The following is a 19,827-nucleotide window of genomic DNA, read 5'->3' on the forward strand; positions in this document are numbered from 1 at the left end:
CCTGTCTTGGTATTAAGCCATCTGCGGCGTTTGATGTGAAGGAAGACCTTATGGCCCCGAATTGGAAAATCCTGAACAGTAATCATCGGAAAGAACCCTTTGGAGAGCAAATTCTTCCTCTCCGGGTCATTCTCATCCGCATTCTTCTCATCTATATGCACGTGAAATACTCCATCCTGACGGTCGATGGATGTCAATTCAAAATTTTCAAGGATAAACTCTGGTAATAGAAACTGGATAATAGGCAAGAAACTCTCCAAAACGAACTAGGTTGATTAAAAACACAAACCTAGAAAATCCTATGCGCTCCACAAGTTTTTGATTTGATCCGACATCATAGTGATTTTAAAAGAATCCAAGTATTGCACCTTTGTATTGCAACAAAAGAAAAAGCGCTCAGCAATCTCTTGCTAAGCGCTTCATTTTCAAGCTCCCGAAGCTGGGCTCGAACCAGCGACCCTCTGATTAACAGTCAGATGCTCTAACCGGCTGAGCTATTCGGGAATCATTATCCGGTTGTTGTACTCGAATTGTGGTGCAAATCTAGTGATTCAAGTTATACAGCGCAAGTGTCGGCTCTAAAAAATTATTACGCCTGCACCTTTGCGAGGATTAACTCCTTGACTTTCTTGGCATCTCCCTTCGTAAAATTATTGATAATTATTTCAGGACGCATGCGTGGGATGATCCGGATCGTCGAAAAGAAGATGCCGCTCTCGATTTCTACACCCGAGATGTCGGAGTAAAAAACGAAGTTATCGTTGCTTTTGAAAAGTTTCCTGACTTTGAAGGTTACGCCCTTTTCTCCGAAAGTTACTTCGTCCGGGAAAAACGGGTTCATGAGCCCACTGGCACTGAATCGCTCGTTCATATTTTGAATAGGTTATTAAATGAATGTGTCACAAAGGTACGTATACGACCTTCTTTGTTTCAAAGAATTCTTCCTCGAAAAAGTCCGAAAGCGCGTAAATCTGCGGCTTTTCTCTAATCTCGGAGAGCTCTTCGGAGAGGTCACCACCTTTGAGATATAAAATACCGTTCCTGCGGTCGTGGAAGGAGTTGCGGCTGATATTCTTTTTCACCCAGCCCACAAACGGCGCCATGCGGGTTACGGCCCGGCTTACTACGAATTCGTAGCTGTCGTCGAGCTTTTCGGCGCGTACCTGTTCGGCACGTACGTTGTCGAGCTTCAATGCATTAACAATCTCCTGCACTACGCGGATCTTCTTGCCAATGCTGTCGACCAGATGAAACTGTGTTTCGGGGAACATAACCGCCAGTGGTACCCCGGGAAAGCCACCGCCGGTGCCTACATCGAGAATGGCCGTACCGGGGCCAAACTCCTGCACTTTGGCAATGCCGAGCGAATGCAGCACGTGGCGTTCATATAATGTATCAATATCCTGGCGCGAAATCACATTCACGCGGGCATTCCAGTATTCGTACAACTCGCCCATTTGCCCGAACTTGTCGCGCTGGTCGGCGTTCAGGTCGGGGAAGTATTTATTAATCAATTCCATGATTTACGGGGTTTTCTACTCGTCATGGTCAAAAACCCGAAAACGAGGTAATAAACAAAAAGTGCAAAGTCCATCAGTAAAAAGCTGAACCACTCCACGGTTTTATCCAGCTTCACATTAATAATGATCAGCAGGAAACATTGAATAGCCCATCGCACGCCAAAAACGATGCCCAGGTATTGCAGTAGTAACATATCTTTTGTGATAAGCCCCCAGGCCAGGGTAAGCAAACCAAAGAACCAGATCGCAATGTGGGAAGCCGAAAGCATGCCCAGTAACACCTTGTTACGCGGCTTATAATAACGGCTCACCGAAATATGCCGGCGTTTCTGCCTGAACCAGTCTTTCCAGTTGGTTTTAGGAACAGAATAAACAAATGAGTCCTCCTCGATGGAGATCGTGGTGTTGGAACTGGTGGAAACTTCGTTCAGAAAAATATCGTCGTCGCCGCCGAACACGTGCTTGTGTGTATAAAAGCCTTTATTGGCAAAAAACACGGAGCGCTTATATAATATGTTACGGCCGACGCCCATGTAGGTCATTCCGGCCAGTGTAAACGACAGGTATTGGACCGCGGCATAGAAAGTTTCGCAGCGGATAAACCAATTGAGCAGCCCTTTTTGTTTGAAATAAGGAGAAAACCCTAGCACGATATCCTTATCCTCGGTTACCCGCGAGGTCATGGCGGTTATCCAGTGGTTCGAAGCAGGGCGGCAATCGGCGTCGGTCATGAGCGCAATCGGGTATTTGGCTTGCTTCATACCGACGGTCAATGCATACTTCTTTGGCGTGACGTGATCGAACTGGTCGTTGATGCGGATATAGCGGATGTTTTTCCAGCCATTAATGTGCTCGCGGATGTACTCCTCACTCCCGTCGTCGGACCGGTCGTCGAGCAGGATCACCTCGTACTCGGGATACTCCTGCGCATCCAGCAGCGGAATGAGCTCCGTCAGGTTCTCCCTTTCGTTCCAGGCACACACCAATACCGTTACGCCCGGCATGGTATTGCCGTAATTAGCGCCTTTTCCGTAAAATGCCAGCCGTGTAAAAAAGAAGAGATAATAGAATAACTGAACAGCTACAAACGCCCCCAGCGCATAGAGTAAAGAATCGGCCACAACAGAAGAGAGATGTAAAATTTTTCCATATTCATGCAAATATACTGTCATTGACAGGAATGTTAGAGGCGTTACCCCTATTTTTGCACACCAGCAATTTAAAACCTTTTAATGAAGTTTACATTACAAGTTGAGGATCCCCATTCGAAAGCAAGGGCCGGATTGGTCGAGACGGATCATGGGGTTATCCAGACGCCCATCTTCATGCCTGTCGGCACCGCGGGAACCGTAAAGGCGGTCCACCAGCGCGAATTGAAGGAAGACGTCAAAGCACAGATCATATTAGGGAATACCTATCATTTATATCTCCGACCGGGCCTCGACATCCTCGAAAAAGCCGGCGGCCTGCATAAATTCAACGGCTGGGACAAGCCGATCCTGACCGATAGCGGCGGTTATCAGGTATATTCACTCGCCGGAACCGGCCGTAAGATAAATGAAGAGGGTGTGGTATTTAAGTCACACATTGACGGTGGCGTACACACCTTCACGCCGGAGAACGTGATGGACATCCAGCGTACGATCGGCGCTGACATTATCATGGCATTCGACGAATGCACGCCCTACCCCTGCGATTTCACGTATGCGCGCAAATCGATGGAGATGACGCACCGCTGGCTTACGCGTTGCTGCAACCGGTTCGATAGCACCGAGCCGCGTTACGGTCACAGCCAGACGTTATTCCCTATCGTTCAGGGGAGTGTTTACAAAGACCTCCGGAAACAGTCGGCGGAATTCATCGCGTCCGCAGGCCGTGAAGGGAATGCGATCGGCGGGCTTTCGGTAGGCGAGCCGGCCGAGATCATGTACGAGCTCACCGAAGTGGTTTGCGACATTTTACCGAAGGATAAGCCGCGTTACCTCATGGGCGTGGGAACGCCTGCGAACATCCTGGAATGCATTTCACTGGGTGTGGACATGTTCGACTGCGTGATGCCTACCCGCAATGCACGCAATGGCATGATTTTTACAACAGAAGGAATCATCAATATCCGCAATGAAAAGTGGAAAGATGATTTGTCACCGATAGACTCAGGCCTTGGTGGGCACATTAGTACATTTTACAGTAAGGCCTATCTGAGGCATCTTGTAAAATCCGGTGAAATGCTCGGAGCGCAGATTGCGAGCATCCATAACCTGACGTTCTATTTATGGCTGGTTAACAGTGCGAGAGAGAAAATTATCGACGGAACTTTCGCTTCGTGGAAGCGTGAAGTGGAAAAAAAATTGAATCAACGGCTTTGAAAGTTCAGAAAAGGAGGTTTCTTTCGGGTAAAATTTGAATTAAATATCAGGAAACTTTTCCATTTGTATCAACTTGCGGTTGATTAAGTGATATTGATAACCTATTTTTGTGCGCACTAGGCATTTGGTTAATGTTGCGATTAGCCGTGAAAACAATATATAACTTTACTCATAAAATTGGATATAGATCAATCCTAGTTAATCTTAATAACGCTAACTTGAATAGTATGAAAAAAGTATCCCAGTTGATTGGTTCGTTTGCCTTGGGAGCAATGATGGCGCTGCCTTCATTCGCACAGCCGCTGGTGCAACCGAATTCTCCGGATTACAATCCAAAAGCGACGTACGATGGCCCCTACAAATTGAACACCTGGTCAATTTCCGCACACTTTGGCCCGACGCTCTTTTTTGGTGATTTAAGAGAATATGACTTCTGGCCTGTTACCAAAACCAACACCGACAGCCACAAGGAATCCGGGACTTTTCAAGGAGGCCTCACACTGAACAAACAACTTTCTTACCTGTTCGGCGCTCGTCTGGACGCATCTCTGGGTAACCTGAGAGGTATGAAACGTCGTAGCTATAACCGCTATTTCGAAGGCAACTATTTCGATGTTTCCGTTTCAGGAACTGTTAACCTGAAAGGACTTCTGATGGGGCCTAACAAAATGAAGCGTTGGAAAATCGATGCGTATGCAGGTATCGGTCAGATCTTTTACGATGCTACGGCATATGACCTGACAGGTGGTGTGAAGCTTCGCGAAACAGGCAAGATGAATGACTGGATCGTTCCTACCGGCTTGAACATCAATTACGAAGTAACTCCAAGAATCGATATCGGTCTTGACTTCCGTTTGAACCACACCAACTCTGACTACCTCGACGCTACTTACGGCGGAGACTACGACAGAACGCCTAACAATACCGAGATCAAAGATCAGCAGAAAACTTCCCGCAAAGGAAACTCTGAGCTTGACAGCTACGGATACGGTGCAATCCAGGTAACTTACAAATTGGGCAAAAAGCCTTTGAAAGTTGCGAAAGTGGATGGCAAATGGGATTACAAACCAGAAGAAGGCGGCTACTACCACCTGCGTTACACAGACCCACGTGTACTGGTTAAGCCTCCGAAAATCCTTACACTCGAAGAAATGGACTCTGTTGCAAAAGCAAACCGTCCAAAAGATATCGACCCACGTTTGTTGCTTGATACCGACGGTGACGGTGTATCCGACTTCTTCGATAAAGAGCCAAACTCGCCAGCAGGAAGCATTGTTGACGGTGCCGGTCGCGTACTCGACTTCGATTCTTACGTGAAAAATGCATTGGCAACAGGCGCAGCTTGCTCCGAGATCTTTGCTAACGTAACATTCGATACCGACAAAAACGTATTGAAACCTGAATTCCAGGAATTGCTGAAAAACGTAGCAGCATTGATGAACAAAAACGGATGCCGCTTGCAACTGGCTGGTCACACAGACCGTCGTGCATCTGACCGTTACAACATCGCGCTTTCTAAACGCCGCGTAGAAGCAGTGAAAAACTTCCTGATCAACGAAGCTGGTCTGCAAGACCCAAGCAAAGTGATCGTAGACTACTTCGGATCGTTCAAACCTATCGCAGACAGCGCAACCCGTCCAGGTTTGCAGAGAAACCGTCGCGTAGAATTGAAACTTCTTCCCTAATAGTTGAAGAAACGACTTAAAGAGAAAGGCTCCCGTCGGGAGCCTTTCTCTTTTTGATATATTCACACGCCAAATCAATTAGCCACATCATAACAACGCAACAGGGAATTAATGAAACAATATGATTATCTGGTAGTAGGTGCAGGTTTGTGGGGATCGGTATTTGCCCATGAGGCAACCAAACGCGGAAAGAAATGTCTGGTGATCGATCGCCGCGACCATATCGGCGGCAATGTGTATTGCGAAAATGTCGAAGGCATTAATGTACATAAATACGGTGCGCACATCTTCCACACCAACGACAAGAATATCTGGGACTACGTCAACTCGTTTGTAGAGTTTAACCGTTACACCAACTCCCCGGTAGCGAACTACAATGGAGAGCTTTACAATCTCCCATTTAATATGAACACTTTCTACCAGCTCTGGAAGGTGCGCACGCCGGAGGAGGCCAAAGAAAAAATCCGCCAACAGGTAGAACAAGCGGGCATTAAAGATCCCCAAAACCTGGAAGAACAGGCCATCTCACTCGTAGGTACCGACATTTACGAGAAGCTGATCAAAGCCTACACCGAAAAACAATGGGGGAGAAAAGCTACCGAACTGCCTGCATTCATTATCAAACGGCTCCCGGTAAGGTTTACATTCGACAATAACTACTTCAACGACCGCTACCAGGGTATCCCGATCGGCGGTTATAACAAGCTCACCGAAGGCCTGTTAAACGGCGTAGAAGTGCGCTTGGGCATCGATTTCTTCAAAGAACGCGAAGCACTTGCTGCATTGGCGGAAACCATCGTGTACACCGGCCCTATCGACGAGTATTTCGATTTCCGTTTCGGCCAGCTCGAATACCGCAGCCTGCGTTTCGAAAACCAGCTGCTGGATCAGGAAAACTATCAGGGGAATGCGGTAGTGAACTATACCGATGGCGAAACGCAGTTCACACGCATCATCGAGCATAAGCATTTCGAATTCGGTACGCAGCCGAAAACGGTGATCACGCACGAGTACCCGCAGGAGTGGGTGAAAGGCGCCGAGCCATACTACCCGGTGAATGATGATAAAAACACGGCCGTGTTCAATCAATATAAAGCACTCGCGGGGGACGAACCGAATGTGATTTTCGGAGGAAGGCTGGCAGAGTACCGCTATTACGATATGCACCAGGTGGTAGCATCGGCGCTCAAAAAAGTGAAGGTGCATTTCGATTCCTGAAAAAATATTTTTTATTCAAAACCCTGTTTCAAGCCATTGAAACAGGGTTTTTTATTTTCTACAAAAATTTTTCAAAAACTTTTGTAGAAGTCGCGTTACCAAAATTACAAGCCAGCGTCTAAATGCTATCACCCAAAATGTGTACGCAATGCTGGCGAATAAAACTCAAATTGCAGATTTCCAAGACTGGACAAAGAATCCGTTCTGGAAAGCAGTCAGGTATCGATGGTACTGGTTTCTCATTTCGCCATTGCTGTCCGTTCTGCTCGGGTTTACCTTTTTGAGATACAAAACCCCGCATTACACCATCACCGCCTCCCTGCTCGTTCGGGACGATTCGAGAGGAAGCGACTTCCACGAAACAGCGCTATTGGAAGAGCTGGGCTTGCCCGATGCCACCAGCAGCGTCGAAAACGAAATTGAAATACTCAAAAGCCGCACATTGCTCAGCCAGATAATCAGCGACCTGCATTTGACTACGCAATACTTCGCCGCCGGAACGCTTAAAACAACCGAACTCTACGATAAAACGCCGTATAAAGTCAGGTTTCTGAAATCCCGCCCGGCGAAACCTGAATCCTACCTGATCATTCGGGAGACCGACAGCACATTCAGGCTTCAAACTTCGGATCATTATTACAAAGGAAGTTTCGGGAAAAAGTTATCGCTACCGCACGGCGCTGCAATCATGGACACGACCCGTTTTAAACCATCTTCCCACTACCAGTATTCCTTCAAAATATCCGCAACCGAGACCATCCTGGATCACTATGATCGCGTTCTGCGCATTCAGGCACCCAACAAAGCTGCCAGCCTTGTCAATCTGTCTATCCAGGACGTATTGCCGCGCAAAGGCGAGGCTATTTTAAATCAGCTGATCGAGCGATACCAAAAAGCTAGCATCCAAGAGAAGAACAAAGTAGCGGACAACACGATTGCTTTCATCAACTCCAATCTCACCCATATATCGTCCGAACTGACACAGGTTGAAACGAACATCGAGCAGTTTCGCAAGCGCCATCGCGTGATCGATATGGCGGAAGATGGAAGGCAGGCTCTTCAACAATATCATTCGAATGCATCGGATGAAAAGCAACTGGCAATGCATTTGAAAATCGTGGGGCTGCTGGAAGCACATTTGCGCGAGAAATCCGCTACGGCCATTCCATCTGCTTTGTACCCGCAGGAGAGCAATTTTGCGGCTATGGTTAGTAAATACAATGAAACGCAGCTGGCGCTTACCCGGGCGCTGGCGTCGCTTGCACCCGGGCATCCCGAAGTACAATCCATGGAGAAGCAGATCGGGGTTTTGAGAACCAGTCTTGCCGATGCCATTGAACATCAGAAGCGGGAGCTAACATTAAGCATTGCCGCCATTCGCGAATATGGCAGAGGTTTCGAGAATGCAATCACGCGGCTTCCGGGAAACCAGCGGGCATTTCTGTCGCAGTCACGCGAGCAGGGTATTCAGCAGGAGTTGTATTTGTTTTTACTCAAAAAACGAATGGAAACGGCGATTTCCCGCTCCGCTAACATTGCCAATGCGAGGGTAGTCGATGCGCCGAAAGCCAGTCAGCTACCGGTGTATCCTAACCGGCAGCTGACCTTGCTGATCGCATTGCTTTCAGGTCTCCTGACGCCAGTCGGAATACTTTACATCGGGCAAATCTTCAATAACAAAATCACATCGAAGGAAGATATCGCGCGACAATGCGATGTGACCATTATCGGGGAAATCAGCCAGCAACGATGGAGGCAGGTTGGTAGCCGGAGCCTTATCAAAGAACAGTTCCGCTCGTTGCGCACGAATGTCCAGTTTGTTGTCGGTACCCGCCCGAATACCGTGATACTGCTTACATCCGCCATGGCCGGTGAGGGAAAATCGTTCATTGCCATGCACCTCGCGCAGTCCCTGGCGCTCGCGGGCAGGAAGGTGCTTCTTATCGACTTCGATCTTCGAAAACCTTCCCTCGCCCTCCTACTGAATCTGCGTCCGGAAGGCGTCACGGAATACATCACATCTGAACGGGAACCGCTCATCCAGCGATGTGCTAACGGCCCGCCGTTTGATTTCCTCGCTGCCGGTATGCCACACGTCGATACCGGCGAACTAATGCTTTCGCCAAGGGTCGCCGAGCTTATTCCAAAACTCAAAATCGGGTATGACTATGTGCTGCTCGACAGCCCGCCCGTTGGCCTGGTGGCCGATGCGCGGTTCCTAAGTCCCTATGCCGATTTGACTTTATACATCGTCCGCCAGCATTTCACATTCATGCATCAACTCACTGATTTGCACAAAATCCGTGAGCAATTACCGGATCTCCATCTGGTGCTCAACGGCACCCGCGATTTGCGCCGGTATCAATACCATTACCAGTAACATTCATTTAACCATAAAAACACACCTATGAAACAGCACATTTATGTCATCGGGGAAATTGGCCAGGCGCATGAAGGCAGTATCGGCCTCGCGCATGCGTATGTAGACGCGCTCGCGCACGCAGGAGCCAATGCAGCCAAATTTCAAGTCCACATCGCCGATGCGGAAAGCAGTATTTACGAAGATTTCCGCGTCAAGATCCCTTACCAGAACGGGTCCCGTTTCGATTATTGGAAAAGTATGGAGTTCAGCGCAGATGACTGGGCAGGGCTTAAAACACATTGCGAAAAAGTGGGTCTGGACTTTTTGGCAAGCCCATTTTCGCTGGCGGCGGTAGAATTGCTCGACAAAATCGGGGTAATGGGGTTTAAAATTGGGTCGGGCGAGGTGGATAACCTGCCTATGCTCGATAAAATAGCAGAAACGGGAAAGCCGGTGATCCTATCGTCGGGTATGAGCTCCTGGGCCGAACTGGACCTGGCCGTATCGATGCTGAAATCGCGGTGCACAGCCGTTTCCCTGCTTCAATGCACGACGGCATATCCTGCCAAGCCGCACCAATGGGGGCTGAATGTCATGCAGGAAATGGGTAAGCGCTACCAGGTTTCCGTGGGTTTCTCGGATCATTCAGGCGATATTTTCGCGTGCCTCGCCGCTGCGGCGCTCGGCGCACGCCTACTCGAATTTCACGTCACATTCGACAAACGGATGAGTAATCCCGATGCCTCCTCATCGCTTACGCTACGCCAGGCCACGACGCTCATCGCCGGTATCCGCAAAATTGAAACTGCTTTGAATTTCCCTGTGAATAAGGATGCGAATGCCACTTTTTCGAGAATGAAAAGCATGTTCGGCAAATCGCTGGCGGTAAACCGCGACTTGCGGAAGGGCGAGCAGATTCAATGCACCGACCTTGAAACCAAGAAGCCGGCCGGCTTTGGTGTGGCAGCGGCACGTTACCAGGAAGTTTTGGGCAAAACGCTCACAAAAGACATTGCGCAATGGGATTTTCTCACCGAAAACCATTTCACCCATGCGTAAAATATGCGTCGTTATCACCGCCCGGGCGAGTTACAGCCGGATCAAAACCGTACTGACGGCCATTCATGCGCACCCGAAGCTCGCATTGCAAATTATAGTTACCGGAAGCGCATTGGTAGATCGGTATGGCAACATCATCCCGTACCTGGAAGCGGAAAATCTGCCGGTTTCAGCTGTTATTCCAAATTTGCTGGATGTCGAAAGCGACACTGCTTCTGCTAAAACTACCGGGCTCGCCGTCATTGAACTGGCTACTTTTTTTGCCAACCACCGACCGGATGTAGTAGTAACCGTCGCCGATCGCTTCGAGACCATTGCTACGGCCATCGCCGCTGTGAATATGAATATTCCGCTCGCTCATATTCAAGGCGGTGAAATTACCGGTAATATCGACGACCGGATCAGGAACAGCATTTCACAACTCGCCGACCTGCATTTCGTAGCCACCGAAAATGCGAGGGCGCGACTGATGTATTGGGGGCTTTCGCCGCAAAAAGTGCATTACACCGGCTGCCCGTCCATCGATCTGGTCTTTCAGCACAAGGATTACGATTTCAACCCTTACGAGATTTACGGAGGCGTCGGGTCGCAGCCGGATCTGAATGATCCTTATCTGATTGTATTGCAGCATCCGGTAACCACCGAAAAAGGGCATTCGAAATGGCAGATCAATAATACATTGCACGCCATAGCAGCCTTGAATATGCCCGGCATCTGGTTCTGGCCTAATGCAGATCCGGGGACGGCCGGTACCGCTCAGGGTATACGCGCCTTCCGGGACCAACATCCGGACTTTCCTTTTCACTTCTTCAAGAATATGGAATCGGGCCATTTCATTCAGTTGCTGAAAAATTGCGCATGCATTGTCGGCAATTCCAGCGTGGGGATACGTGAATGCAGTGCATTAGGCATCCCGGCGGTGAACATCGGAAGCCGGCAGCTTGGCCGCGAAAGAGGCCCGAACGTGGTGAATTGCATTCCCGACACGGAGGCAATCCTCTCGGCCATAAAGCGTCAGCTCGCGCACGGGCGTTACCCGCAGGTGACGCTGTACGGGAAAGGCGACGCGGGCGAGCATATTGCCGGGCACCTCGCTACCATTCCATTCATTCTCAAAAAGCACCTCCTCCCGGCATGACGACACCATTTCCCAAAATCCTGGGCCTCATTCCCGCGCGAAAAGGCTCGAAGGGCGTTCCCGGCAAAAATATGAAGCTACTGGATGGAAAGCCGCTGATACAATACACATTGGAAGCAGCGGAGCAATCGGAGCTGCTCGATACCATACTTGTCTCAACGGATTGTTCTGAAACCACATTTTTTGCCAATTGTTTTGCCAAAACAAATGCGCCCTTCCTTCGGCCTGCGCATTTGGCTACCGAGCGTTCGCCGATGATCGATGTCGTGGTACATGCGTTGTACTATGCCGAAAAGCATTGGGGCTCCTTCGACTACATTGTGCTGCTGCAACCCACTGCCCCCTTACGCGCACCAGGCATGATCGACGCTGCCATCCACGATATCATTGACAAAGAAGCGGACAGCCTGGTCTCCGTCCGCAAAATCCCGGATGCATTCAACCCCTTTTGGGCATACGCGTTCGGGGAAAACGGGTTGGAAAAAATGGTCGGAGACGTAGCATACCAAACGATAACCCGTCGACAGGAACTACCCCCTGCATACCATCGGGACGGTGAGATTTACATCGCGCGTACATCGCTCGTGCGCGAAGGGCTGCTAACCGGTGGCAAAATAGCCGCCTGGTTGAATGATAATGCATTCGGAATCAATATCGATACGCCTGCCGACTGGGGACAGGCCGAAAACCTTCTTCAATTATGGAAAGAACAGACCAAAAGCGTATTCTCCTGCTGATTACCAATCCATTTGCAGTTATCAACATGATCCATTCCGGCGTGACGGCAGAACTCTGCACGCATTATGGAATTTATGTCATGTCGAATCTGCTGACCTGCGCCGACATCGAGCATTTCAACCGGCATTTCCGATCGAATATGCATTGGCTGCCGACGCCGCTTCCGGAAATTTCACGGATCACAAAATGGCTTAGAGCTGGACAAATGCTTCTTTTCGGCCATTTCTTCCAAATTGAAACTATCCGCATCAAAGTCCATGAAAAAAGCACATTCTTCCACTGGCTTTTTTCAATTACCCAAAAAAGCCCTTTGCTGATCCATTTGAGCGGCCTGCTACTGGTAGTAACCAGAAATTGGCTGATCCGCCGCACAAAACATCCGGGTTTACGCGGCCTGGCTGCCGACTACAATTTTCAAACGGTAATTTCCACGTCCCCGCTCGATCTGCGCGAGAATGCGATAGTCAATTCACTCCAAATGCACGGGATTCCAGGCATCTCGATTATCATCAGTTGGGACAATCTTACTTCGAAAGGGGTGATCAACACGCAATCCGACAGGGTCTTGGTTTGGAATAACCAGATGGCATCCGAGTATCACCGGTTCTACGCAATTTTCGGGGATAATGCTGTGGTTCGCATTGCCGGGATTCCAAGGTTCGACATTTACCGGCGTCCACCGGCTCAAAGCCTGCATTTCAATAATATTTCAAAAACCGACCGGCCATCGCGGCTAATACTTTTCTCAACCGGCGCTATCAAGCATCATTCGTGCCAAAACTACATTATCCGGGACCTGCTCGAATACACGGAAAACCGGCCGGATATTACCATTCTGATCCGATGCCACCCAGGCGACGATGCGAGGCGGTACGACTGTTTCAGGGGAATTAAAAATCTCCATTTCTTCCAGCCATTTGGCAAAAGCCGCATTCCGCCTGTCGATTACCTCGAAATATTGCATTCACAATTGTCGCGCTGCGATGTATGCCTGCAAGTCGCCTCTACAATGCTGCTCGACGCCGCTGCCGCCAACAAACCTTGCATCAGCATCGCCTACGACGCCCGCCCGGAGGTGGATTACGCACACTCCGTGAAGCGGTTCTATGATTATTCGCATCAGCTATCACTTCCAGATCGCTTAAAGAACCACATTGTGTACGATCGCTGGCAGCTGTTCGAGAAACTGGATGAAATGCTCGGTGAAAGCTACGCCTCAAACGGGATTAGAAATGCTGTCGAGCCCATCATTCATTGTTGCTCCCCCGAATCTGTACATTTAACCACGCAATACATCCGGGAATGGTTAGGCTGATCGTCGCGACGGGCAAAAAGGCCATTTTGTCCGTCAGCATCGCGTGGATAGCCACCACGCTTTGCAGCTCACTGCTGATGTTTGGCGAAAGTACCGTGCAAACGGTCCTCGTTTTCGGGTTCTACATTTATTGTATCCTAACGTTGGCCATACCTTCGGACTACGGGCTTTTCCATGTGGTCAGCATTCCGGCGCTAAGCCAGTTTTTGCATTTATTTCAAAAATACGATTTCCCCGCAGGAGCCAATTCGCTCTGGCGGCTGCTTCCGTTTATACTGGTTGATCTGCGGATGCTATCGGCACTGATCCGGTTCAAAACGGGCCTGACGAGCACCGAAAAAAGCATAGTAGCCTCGTGGTTTGCATTGAATTTTGTATTCATCATCATTTCACCAAACCTGTCGGGGATCATCACAGGCGCATTTACACTAATCCTTTTCACCATTCCTCTGTATTTCCTCTACCTCGGCGTTCTCTCAAAACTTCCTTCATTCGCCGGGGATATGGAACGATCGCTATGCCTGATCTTCATCCTACTGGTGCTGGGAACATTCGGCCTCGTGTATTTCGGAGCGCAATACAAAGGAGCCAGCAACCTGCTGGTAACCCGCAACATTTCGGATACCAATGTGACAATGGCGTATTTTATCCTCCTTTGGCCATTTGCAATGCTGTACGCGAGCCGCACCCGGTACATTTTGCTATTGACCCTGGTGATGTTTTTACTTTTCGTGTCGATAGTCGTGCTCTCCTTTTCACGCGGGGCGGTCTTAATCGTGTTGCCTTACCTGCTCGCCTCATTGCTTGTTACGGGTAACTGGAAGTATGCATTTTGTTTGGCAGCGATCGCTGTATTCCTCAGCACGATTTCGCTCGACTTCATCCATGCAGACCTTGCGTATTCCTGGCAGCTGCGTTTCGCCGATTTCCAGACTGCGGGGCCGGTTCTACAAAAAATTCAGGAAGCGAGTGGGAGGTCGGAAATCCGCAGGCTTGCATATGAGCTGTTTCTCGAAAGTCCGCTCTACGGGCATGGTACGGGTAGTTTCGAGGTGTTGGGCCCGGGTTACCGGGAGGCGCATTCGATGTTTTTCACAGTGCTGGCCGAACAAGGGCTGATCGGGGTACTCTATATGTATGGGCTGTTTGTGATACTGGGCAGTCATTTGTTCAAAATCGTTGCCTGTGAATGGCGGTACCGGCTGTTGCCCGTCGCATTAGCGACGTATTTACTCTTTGTACATACAGTGGGATTTGTTTTTGTAATTATTCCAGCCAAAAGTCTTACTATCAACTGCATAGCACCCGTTTTGCTGATCTGCATTTATTACTATTCCAAAAGCATTGCCAACAAATCCGCGCCTTCCGATCATGGCTAACTTACTGATTATTGGCAGGTTTCCACCGCCGATAGGTGGTGTAACAATGCATTTGAAAAGGCTGACGCAAGGCCTTCGGCAAGCAGGATTCGATTTCGACTTTTGCGATTTGGGAATGGCTTCTACTTTCGAGATCCTTTCCGATATAGCAAGGCATCGTATCATTCACATCCATTTCTCGAACCCGGCTGCACAAATGCTGTTCGCGATTTTTTGCCGGCTTACCTGCAAGAAATTGATCATTACATACCACGGCTGCTGGGGCAGATATGGAAAACTGGGAAATTGGATGGTGAAACTGTCGGCACGCTTCGCGTACGTGCCTATCGTACAGGAGCGCACGAGCCTAGCGCCCGCGCTGCGCTGCAACCCGCGTGCATGCGAAATTTCAACTTACATTGCGGATTCCGAGATGCAGCCGCTGCCGGCATCACTGCATTTGAAGATAGCTTTTCGGTGTGAGCATTACGAGGCCACATTCTGCACCAATGCCTGGAATGTGACCTTTGACAAATATGGTCGGGAAATTTACGGGATTTCGGAAATGATCAACCGGTTCGCGGCATATCCGCAGTACCAGCTCCTGATATCCGACCCTTCCGGCAATTACCGATCGTATATTCAGAATAGCACACAGCACATTTCAAGCAATGTGTTTTTTGTCAGCCACTTACACGACTTCAAAAGTATTCTGCTGCTTTCCGATGCATTCATCAGGAATACTACTACCGACGGCATATCACTATCTATTCACGAGGCGCGTGACCTGCGAATTCCCGTACTGGCGTCAAGTACCGTCTGGCGACCGCCATTTTGCAGCACTTTTCAGGATTTTTCAGGGACTGATTTAAAGGTAAAACTGGAAGAAGCGAGACGGCTGATAACTCTGCCCGTTGCAGCTTCCGATACACTGCCCAAGCTCATTGAACTGTACCGGAATATTGATCTGAAATGTGTGTCAACTATCTGACAAACAGCCTATAAAAAACAAAGGCATAGAAAAATTTCCATGCCCTGTTTCACACTATACACACACTATATTTTTAATATCTATATATCGCTCGGATAAATTTCAAGTTGAATTTCAATACCGCAAAATAACAAACTAAAGTGATCAGAAAAAAACTTTAGGATGCGAATTTCTAAATTCTAATCAGAAAATAATGGACATTTCCATAAAAAGTTTTTAGCAGATTGTCCTATTCCTCAAAATTACGGAAAATTGGCGTAATTATTGCTTCAAACTACTCTGCCTGATTACTTTCGTGCAATTAACACTCACCAACTCATTCATGGAATCACTTTTCACCACCGACGCGCTGATCAGTTTGCTTACATTGACTTTACTGGAAGTCGTCCTTGGAATTGACAACGTAATCTTCATCACAATCGTTTCAGGCAAACTGCCTGTCGAACAAAGAAAAAAAGCACAGAATAACGGCTTGCTCATCGCGCTCGTGTTGCGCGTCGCGCTGTTGTTTGCCATTTCGTGGGTTATCGGCCTGAAAGAAGACCTTCTGACGCTTTTCGGTCACGGTTTCAGCGGTCGCGACCTGATCCTGCTGGGAGGAGGACTTTTCCTGCTTTACAGTACTACCAAAGAAATCCACCACAAACTCGAAGGTGATCCCGAAGACCTGCCCTCTGGTGATATTTCCGGCAAGAAATCGATGACATTCGGCAGCGCGCTCGTACAAATCGCATTGCTGAACATCATCTTCTCATTCGACTCGGTGCTTACGGCCGTCGGTCTGGTGAAAGAAGTGCCGATCATGATCATCGCGGTCATCGCGTCTACGTTCATTATGATCGCTTTTGCGAGTAAAATCGGCGATTTCGTAAATAATCACCCTTCGATCAAAATTTTAGCGCTCTCATTTTTGTTGATGATTGGCACGCTGCTCGTAGCAGAAGCATTCCACTACGAAATACCAAAAGGCTACGCGTATTTCGCGATGGCGTTCTCCTTCTTCGTGGAACTGCTGAATATGAAGCTGGATAAGAAGACGAAAAATCCGGTTAAGCTACGCGACCGCGTAAACTGAATATTCAAGAAATTATGCGCATTAACCCCGAAACCGTCGAGAGGATCAAGCAAGCCGCAGATATTGTGGAAGTGGTAGGGGATTTTGTGTCCTTGAAGAAAAAAGGGGCCAACTATGGCGCTTGCTGCCCTTTTCACAATGAAAAAACGCCTTCATTCAACGTAAACCCGGTAAGGCAGATTTACAAATGCTTCGGCTGCGGCGCTGCGGGCGATTCCATCAAGTTCGTGATGGACATCGACGGCATTGGTTACGGCGAGGCGTTACGGTACCTGGCAGGGAAATACAACATCGAGATTGAGGAGGAAGAGCTTACAGACGAGGAAACCATTCGGCAGAATGTGCGGGAAAGTTTGTACATCATCCTCAATTATGCCAAAAACTACTACCAGCATCAGCTCCACAATAGCGACGAAGGCCAGGCGATTGGTCTGAGCTACTTCCGCGAACGTGGTTTTACGAATGAAATACGTAAAAAATTCGAGCTCGGTTACAGTCTGGATAATTGGGACGCCTTTTCCAAAGAAGCGTTGGAAAAGGGCTACTCTGCCGAAATCCTGGAAAAAGCAGGCCTCCTGATCCACAAAGAAGGCAGCCACACGGCCGGTTATGACCGTTTCCGGGGCCGGGTCATCTTCCCGATCCACAACGTGGCGGGTAAGACGATCGCATTCGGTGCGCGGATATTGAAATCCGACAAAAACCAGCCAAAATACCTCAACTCGCCGGAAACGGAAGTTTACCATAAAAGCGAAGTCCTTTACGGCATTTACCAGGCGAAAAACGCGATCCGCAGCCTCGAACATTGCTATCTGGTAGAGGGTTATACGGATGTTATTTCACTCCACCAGGCGGGGATCGAGAACGTCGTCGCCTCTTCCGGAACATCGCTCACAGTGGAGCAGATTCGGCTGATAGGCCGTTTTACGCCCAACGTTACCATTTTGTATGATGGCGATATGGCGGGTATCAAAGCGGCATTGCGCGGGCTGGACCTGGTTCTGGAAGAGGGTTTGAATGTGAATGTGGTCCTTTTCCCCGACAATGAAGACCCCGACAGCTATGTCCGCAGGGTCGGTGCCGAGGCATTCAAGGAGCATTTGAAAAAGGCTTCGAAGGACTTTATCACCTTCAAAACCGAAATCCTGCTGCAAGATGCCGGAAATGACCCATTTCGGTTGGCGGCCGTGATCCAGGAGGTTGTTAACAGCATTGTAAAAATCCCAGACGCGATCAAACGGCAGGTATTCTTCCACCGCACATCGGAAATGATGCGGGTGGACGAGCAAATGCTGATCACCGAGGGCAATAAGCTGCTTCGGAAGCAGCAAACCGCCAAATCCAACGAGCGGCCGCCACGGCAACCCAACGGAGGGCAGCAAAGCAGTTCCGGACAGGGAGGTTTTGTACCCGATGGCCCCGATGACCTCGACACACTGTTCAGCGATGGTTTCGGCCCTTTTGCCGGCGAACCGGATGGTAACCCATTCGTACCGGAGGAAGTTGCGCCTGAGACATTTCAACGAACCAAACTGCATTACCAGGAAGAAGCTTTCGTGCGCCTGCTCGTCGTACACGGAGCGCGTGAGCTGGAACCGACCATCACCGTTTGTCAGTATGTATTAGGCCAAATAGAGGGAATTGAGCTGAAAGATCCTGTTTACAGCCACCTTTTAAATTTATTCCGCGAGAATTTTAACCGGAATAATGTCCTGACGACCGACTACTTCCTTCAACATAGCGAAGTAGAGATCAGAAACCTGACCATCGAATGGCTCACCCAGAAACACGAGCTCAGCGAACTTTGGAAGGAGAAATACGAGATCTACGTGCCCTTCGAAACGGACGTGCTGGACAGGACGGCATTCAATAATATACTCAGGCTCAAAAAAGCATTCATCGAAGAGAAGATGAAAGTTTGCCTGAAACAGGCGGTACACGCGCAAACGGAAGAGGAGCAACATGCCATCATGACTGAGTACATGTTCTATAAGGGCATCAGCATGGCAGCCGCCAAGGAATTGGGAAGCGTAATCGGATAGTTTAACCTAAATATTCGCTGCTATGAGAAATGCATCGGCCCTTCTGTGCTTCGTTTTTTTGATTACCGCGTGCAATCCATCCTACAAATTGCTGAAAGTCAAGAAAGAAGGCACTTTCAAACTCGCCGACTATCCTACGTACGGCTTTTTCGATATCGAAGCGAAAGGCGACACCGTTTCCAGGAATTTTGAGAAAAATGTGGGCATTATCAAAGATGCCATCGCCAAAAATCTCCAAGCCCGCGGGCTCGACGAGGCGCGCGACCCGAGCCTGAAAATCAATATCGCGTTGAATGTGCAGGAGCAGCTGCAAACACGCCAGACCGATTTCCGCACCGACGGTCTGCCCCGCTACATGGGTCAGCGGCGCTATTCGTGGAAAAGTGAGGAAGTGGTAACCGGCAAATACCGCGAGGGCACGATCGTGATTGACCTGGTGGATGCCGCCAATAACCGGATGGTGTGGCAGGGCGGTGCCAGTGGCATTATTCCGGAGAAAACGAAGAACTTTACCGAAGATATCAGTCAGGTAATCAGTGAAGTAATCGCCAAAATACCTTAACTAAGGACAGCAAAAAGGGTCGCTTCTTTATCGGAAACAACCCTTTCAATGTCGTCAATATCGGAGTTACTACACATTGTTGTTGACTACGCCGCGCGCCTTCTCGGTTACGCTGTCGGCCACGCCATTTGCCTTGTCTTTTGCAGTATTTACATTTTTAATGAACCCTTCTTTGAGCTTATCGGCCAGGTGGGACAGTTCTTCAAGGCTTTTTTCATATGTATCCTTTGCATTTCCGCCCAGGTCATTTGCCTTATTTTTGATCAATTTGCGGGTCTCTTTTCCGTTTTTGGGAGCTACCAAAAGGCCAATCGCGATGCCTGTCAACAGTGCTCCGATTGAGCCAATCAAAAATTTTTGGTTCTTGTTCATACGAATTCCCTATTTTGTGTTGATAA

General features: G+C 48.9%; 18 protein-coding genes and 1 tRNA gene. 13 read left to right on the forward strand and 6 right to left on the reverse strand.

Annotation, left to right across the window (positions count from 1 at the left end; all coding sequences use genetic code 11):
- The 5 genes from BLQ88_RS32990 to BLQ88_RS33010 all read right to left on the reverse strand — a co-directional run.
- The coding region (locus tag BLQ88_RS32990; RefSeq protein ID WP_090154730.1) for an ISAon1 family transposase N-terminal region protein at nt 1-260 on the reverse strand (260 nt) is incomplete at its 3' end.
- Nucleotides 261-430: 170 nt separating this feature from the next.
- Nucleotides 431-504, reverse strand: a tRNA-Asn gene (locus BLQ88_RS32995).
- 85 nt (nt 505-589) lie between these two features.
- Nucleotides 590-871: a hypothetical protein gene (locus BLQ88_RS33000; protein ID WP_090157295.1), complete on the reverse strand. Its 282-nt coding sequence runs from the start codon at nt 869-871 to the stop codon at nt 590-592.
- 28 nt (nt 872-899) lie between these two features.
- Entirely contained in the window at nt 900-1,520 is a 621-nt protein-coding gene (gene rsmG / locus BLQ88_RS33005) for a 16S rRNA (guanine(527)-N(7))-methyltransferase RsmG (RefSeq protein WP_090157296.1), read from the reverse strand.
- Nucleotides 1,511-2,692 (reverse strand): glycosyltransferase, encoded by a 1,182-nt coding sequence (locus tag BLQ88_RS33010; protein ID WP_229212968.1) that lies wholly within the window; start codon nt 2,690-2,692, stop codon nt 1,511-1,513. The genes rsmG and BLQ88_RS33010 overlap by 10 nt, the downstream gene beginning before the upstream one ends.
- A gap of 60 nt (nt 2,693-2,752) precedes the next feature.
- On the opposite strand from BLQ88_RS33010, the gene tgt reads away from it, so the two are divergent.
- The 13 genes from tgt to BLQ88_RS33075 all read left to right on the forward strand — a co-directional run bounded on the left by tgt (nt 2,753) and on the right by BLQ88_RS33075 (nt 19,429).
- Nucleotides 2,753-3,886 (forward strand): tRNA guanosine(34) transglycosylase Tgt, encoded by a 1,134-nt coding sequence (gene tgt, locus BLQ88_RS33015; protein ID WP_090157298.1) that lies wholly within the window; start codon nt 2,753-2,755, stop codon nt 3,884-3,886.
- Between the two features lie 227 nt (nt 3,887-4,113).
- A complete protein-coding gene (locus tag BLQ88_RS33020; RefSeq protein ID WP_090157299.1) occupies nt 4,114-5,571 on the forward strand; it encodes an OmpA family protein in 1,458 nt (485 codons plus the stop codon).
- 111 nt (nt 5,572-5,682) lie between these two features.
- Complete coding sequence (gene glf, locus BLQ88_RS33025; RefSeq protein ID WP_090157300.1) at nt 5,683-6,789, forward strand: UDP-galactopyranose mutase; 1,107 nt, start codon at nt 5,683-5,685, stop codon at nt 6,787-6,789.
- Nucleotides 6,790-6,937: 148 nt separating this feature from the next.
- The gene (locus BLQ88_RS33030) at nt 6,938-9,169 is read left to right on the forward strand and encodes a GumC family protein (RefSeq protein ID WP_090157376.1); all 2,232 of its coding nucleotides are present in this window, start codon (nt 6,938-6,940) and stop codon (nt 9,167-9,169) included.
- 27 nt (nt 9,170-9,196) lie between these two features.
- The gene (locus BLQ88_RS33035; RefSeq protein ID WP_090157301.1) at nt 9,197-10,210 is read left to right on the forward strand and encodes an N-acetylneuraminate synthase family protein; all 1,014 of its coding nucleotides are present in this window, start codon (nt 9,197-9,199) and stop codon (nt 10,208-10,210) included.
- Entirely contained in the window at nt 10,203-11,348 is a 1,146-nt protein-coding gene (gene neuC / locus BLQ88_RS33040; RefSeq protein ID WP_090157302.1) for a UDP-N-acetylglucosamine 2-epimerase, read from the forward strand. Before BLQ88_RS33035 ends, neuC begins: the two co-directional genes overlap by 8 nt.
- On the forward strand, nt 11,345-12,085 hold the full coding sequence (locus BLQ88_RS33045; protein ID WP_090157303.1) for an acylneuraminate cytidylyltransferase family protein: 741 nt from the start codon (nt 11,345-11,347) through the stop codon (nt 12,083-12,085). The genes neuC and BLQ88_RS33045 overlap by 4 nt, the downstream gene beginning before the upstream one ends.
- A complete protein-coding gene (locus tag BLQ88_RS33050) occupies nt 12,049-13,401 on the forward strand; it encodes a hypothetical protein (RefSeq protein WP_090157304.1) in 1,353 nt (450 codons plus the stop codon). The genes BLQ88_RS33045 and BLQ88_RS33050 overlap by 37 nt, the downstream gene beginning before the upstream one ends.
- Nucleotides 13,389-14,780, forward strand: coding sequence for an O-antigen ligase family protein (locus tag BLQ88_RS33055; protein ID WP_090157305.1), 1,392 nt, complete (start codon nt 13,389-13,391; stop codon nt 14,778-14,780). The genes BLQ88_RS33050 and BLQ88_RS33055 overlap by 13 nt, the downstream gene beginning before the upstream one ends.
- Nucleotides 14,773-15,750 carry a glycosyltransferase gene (locus BLQ88_RS33060; protein ID WP_090157306.1) on the forward strand — a complete coding sequence of 326 codons (978 nt, stop codon included), beginning with the start codon at nt 14,773-14,775 and terminating at the stop codon, nt 15,748-15,750. The genes BLQ88_RS33055 and BLQ88_RS33060 overlap by 8 nt, the downstream gene beginning before the upstream one ends.
- A gap of 322 nt (nt 15,751-16,072) precedes the next feature.
- A complete protein-coding gene (locus BLQ88_RS33065) occupies nt 16,073-16,825 on the forward strand; it encodes a TerC family protein (RefSeq protein WP_090157307.1) in 753 nt (250 codons plus the stop codon).
- Nucleotides 16,826-16,839: 14 nt separating this feature from the next.
- The gene (gene dnaG / locus BLQ88_RS33070; RefSeq protein ID WP_090157308.1) at nt 16,840-18,867 is read left to right on the forward strand and encodes a DNA primase; all 2,028 of its coding nucleotides are present in this window, start codon (nt 16,840-16,842) and stop codon (nt 18,865-18,867) included.
- 22 nt (nt 18,868-18,889) lie between these two features.
- Entirely contained in the window at nt 18,890-19,429 is a 540-nt protein-coding gene (locus tag BLQ88_RS33075; RefSeq protein ID WP_090157309.1) for a DUF4136 domain-containing protein, read from the forward strand.
- A 69-nt stretch (nt 19,430-19,498) separates the two neighbouring features.
- Here BLQ88_RS33075 and BLQ88_RS33080 read toward each other — a convergent pair whose 3' ends face one another.
- Nucleotides 19,499-19,801 carry a YtxH domain-containing protein gene (locus BLQ88_RS33080; protein WP_090157310.1) on the reverse strand — a complete coding sequence of 101 codons (303 nt, stop codon included), beginning with the start codon at nt 19,799-19,801 and terminating at the stop codon, nt 19,499-19,501.
- Nucleotides 19,802-19,827: the final 26 nt, after the last annotated feature.

The sequence above is a fragment of the Dyadobacter soli genome, from assembly GCF_900101885.1.
Classification (GTDB): Bacteria; Bacteroidota; Bacteroidia; order Cytophagales; family Spirosomataceae; genus Dyadobacter; species Dyadobacter soli.

What these genes read in the sequence shown, in the direction of transcription:
- BLQ88_RS33055 (WP_090157305.1), top strand. Translation starts at nt 13,389, where the DNA reads ATGGTTAGGCTGATCGTCGCGACGGGCAAAAAGGCCATTTTGTCCGTC.
- BLQ88_RS33020 (WP_090157299.1), top strand. Translation starts at nt 4,114, where the DNA reads ATGAAAAAAGTATCCCAGTTGATTGGTTCGTTTGCCTTGGGAGCAATG.
- neuC (WP_090157302.1), top strand. Translation starts at nt 10,203, where the DNA reads ATGCGTAAAATATGCGTCGTTATCACCGCCCGGGCGAGTTACAGCCGG.
- BLQ88_RS33065 (WP_090157307.1), top strand. Translation starts at nt 16,073, where the DNA reads ATGGAATCACTTTTCACCACCGACGCGCTGATCAGTTTGCTTACATTG.
- BLQ88_RS33000 (WP_090157295.1), bottom strand. Translation starts at nt 871, where the DNA reads ATGAACGAGCGATTCAGTGCCAGTGGGCTCATGAACCCGTTTTTCCCG.
- rsmG (WP_090157296.1), bottom strand. Translation starts at nt 1,520, where the DNA reads ATGGAATTGATTAATAAATACTTCCCCGACCTGAACGCCGACCAGCGC.
- BLQ88_RS33075 (WP_090157309.1), top strand. Translation starts at nt 18,890, where the DNA reads ATGAGAAATGCATCGGCCCTTCTGTGCTTCGTTTTTTTGATTACCGCG.
- glf (WP_090157300.1), top strand. Translation starts at nt 5,683, where the DNA reads ATGAAACAATATGATTATCTGGTAGTAGGTGCAGGTTTGTGGGGATCG.
- BLQ88_RS33045 (WP_090157303.1), top strand. Translation starts at nt 11,345, where the DNA reads ATGACGACACCATTTCCCAAAATCCTGGGCCTCATTCCCGCGCGAAAA.
- tgt (WP_090157298.1), top strand. Translation starts at nt 2,753, where the DNA reads ATGAAGTTTACATTACAAGTTGAGGATCCCCATTCGAAAGCAAGGGCC.
- BLQ88_RS33035 (WP_090157301.1), top strand. Translation starts at nt 9,197, where the DNA reads ATGAAACAGCACATTTATGTCATCGGGGAAATTGGCCAGGCGCATGAA.
- BLQ88_RS33080 (WP_090157310.1), bottom strand. Translation starts at nt 19,801, where the DNA reads ATGAACAAGAACCAAAAATTTTTGATTGGCTCAATCGGAGCACTGTTG.
- dnaG (WP_090157308.1), top strand. Translation starts at nt 16,840, where the DNA reads ATGCGCATTAACCCCGAAACCGTCGAGAGGATCAAGCAAGCCGCAGAT.
- BLQ88_RS33060 (WP_090157306.1), top strand. Translation starts at nt 14,773, where the DNA reads ATGGCTAACTTACTGATTATTGGCAGGTTTCCACCGCCGATAGGTGGT.
- BLQ88_RS33030 (WP_090157376.1), top strand. Translation starts at nt 6,938, where the DNA reads ATGCTGGCGAATAAAACTCAAATTGCAGATTTCCAAGACTGGACAAAG.
- BLQ88_RS33050 (WP_090157304.1), top strand. Translation starts at nt 12,049, where the DNA reads ATGGAAAGAACAGACCAAAAGCGTATTCTCCTGCTGATTACCAATCCA.
- BLQ88_RS33010 (WP_229212968.1), bottom strand. Translation starts at nt 2,692, where the DNA reads ATGACAGTATATTTGCATGAATATGGAAAAATTTTACATCTCTCTTCT.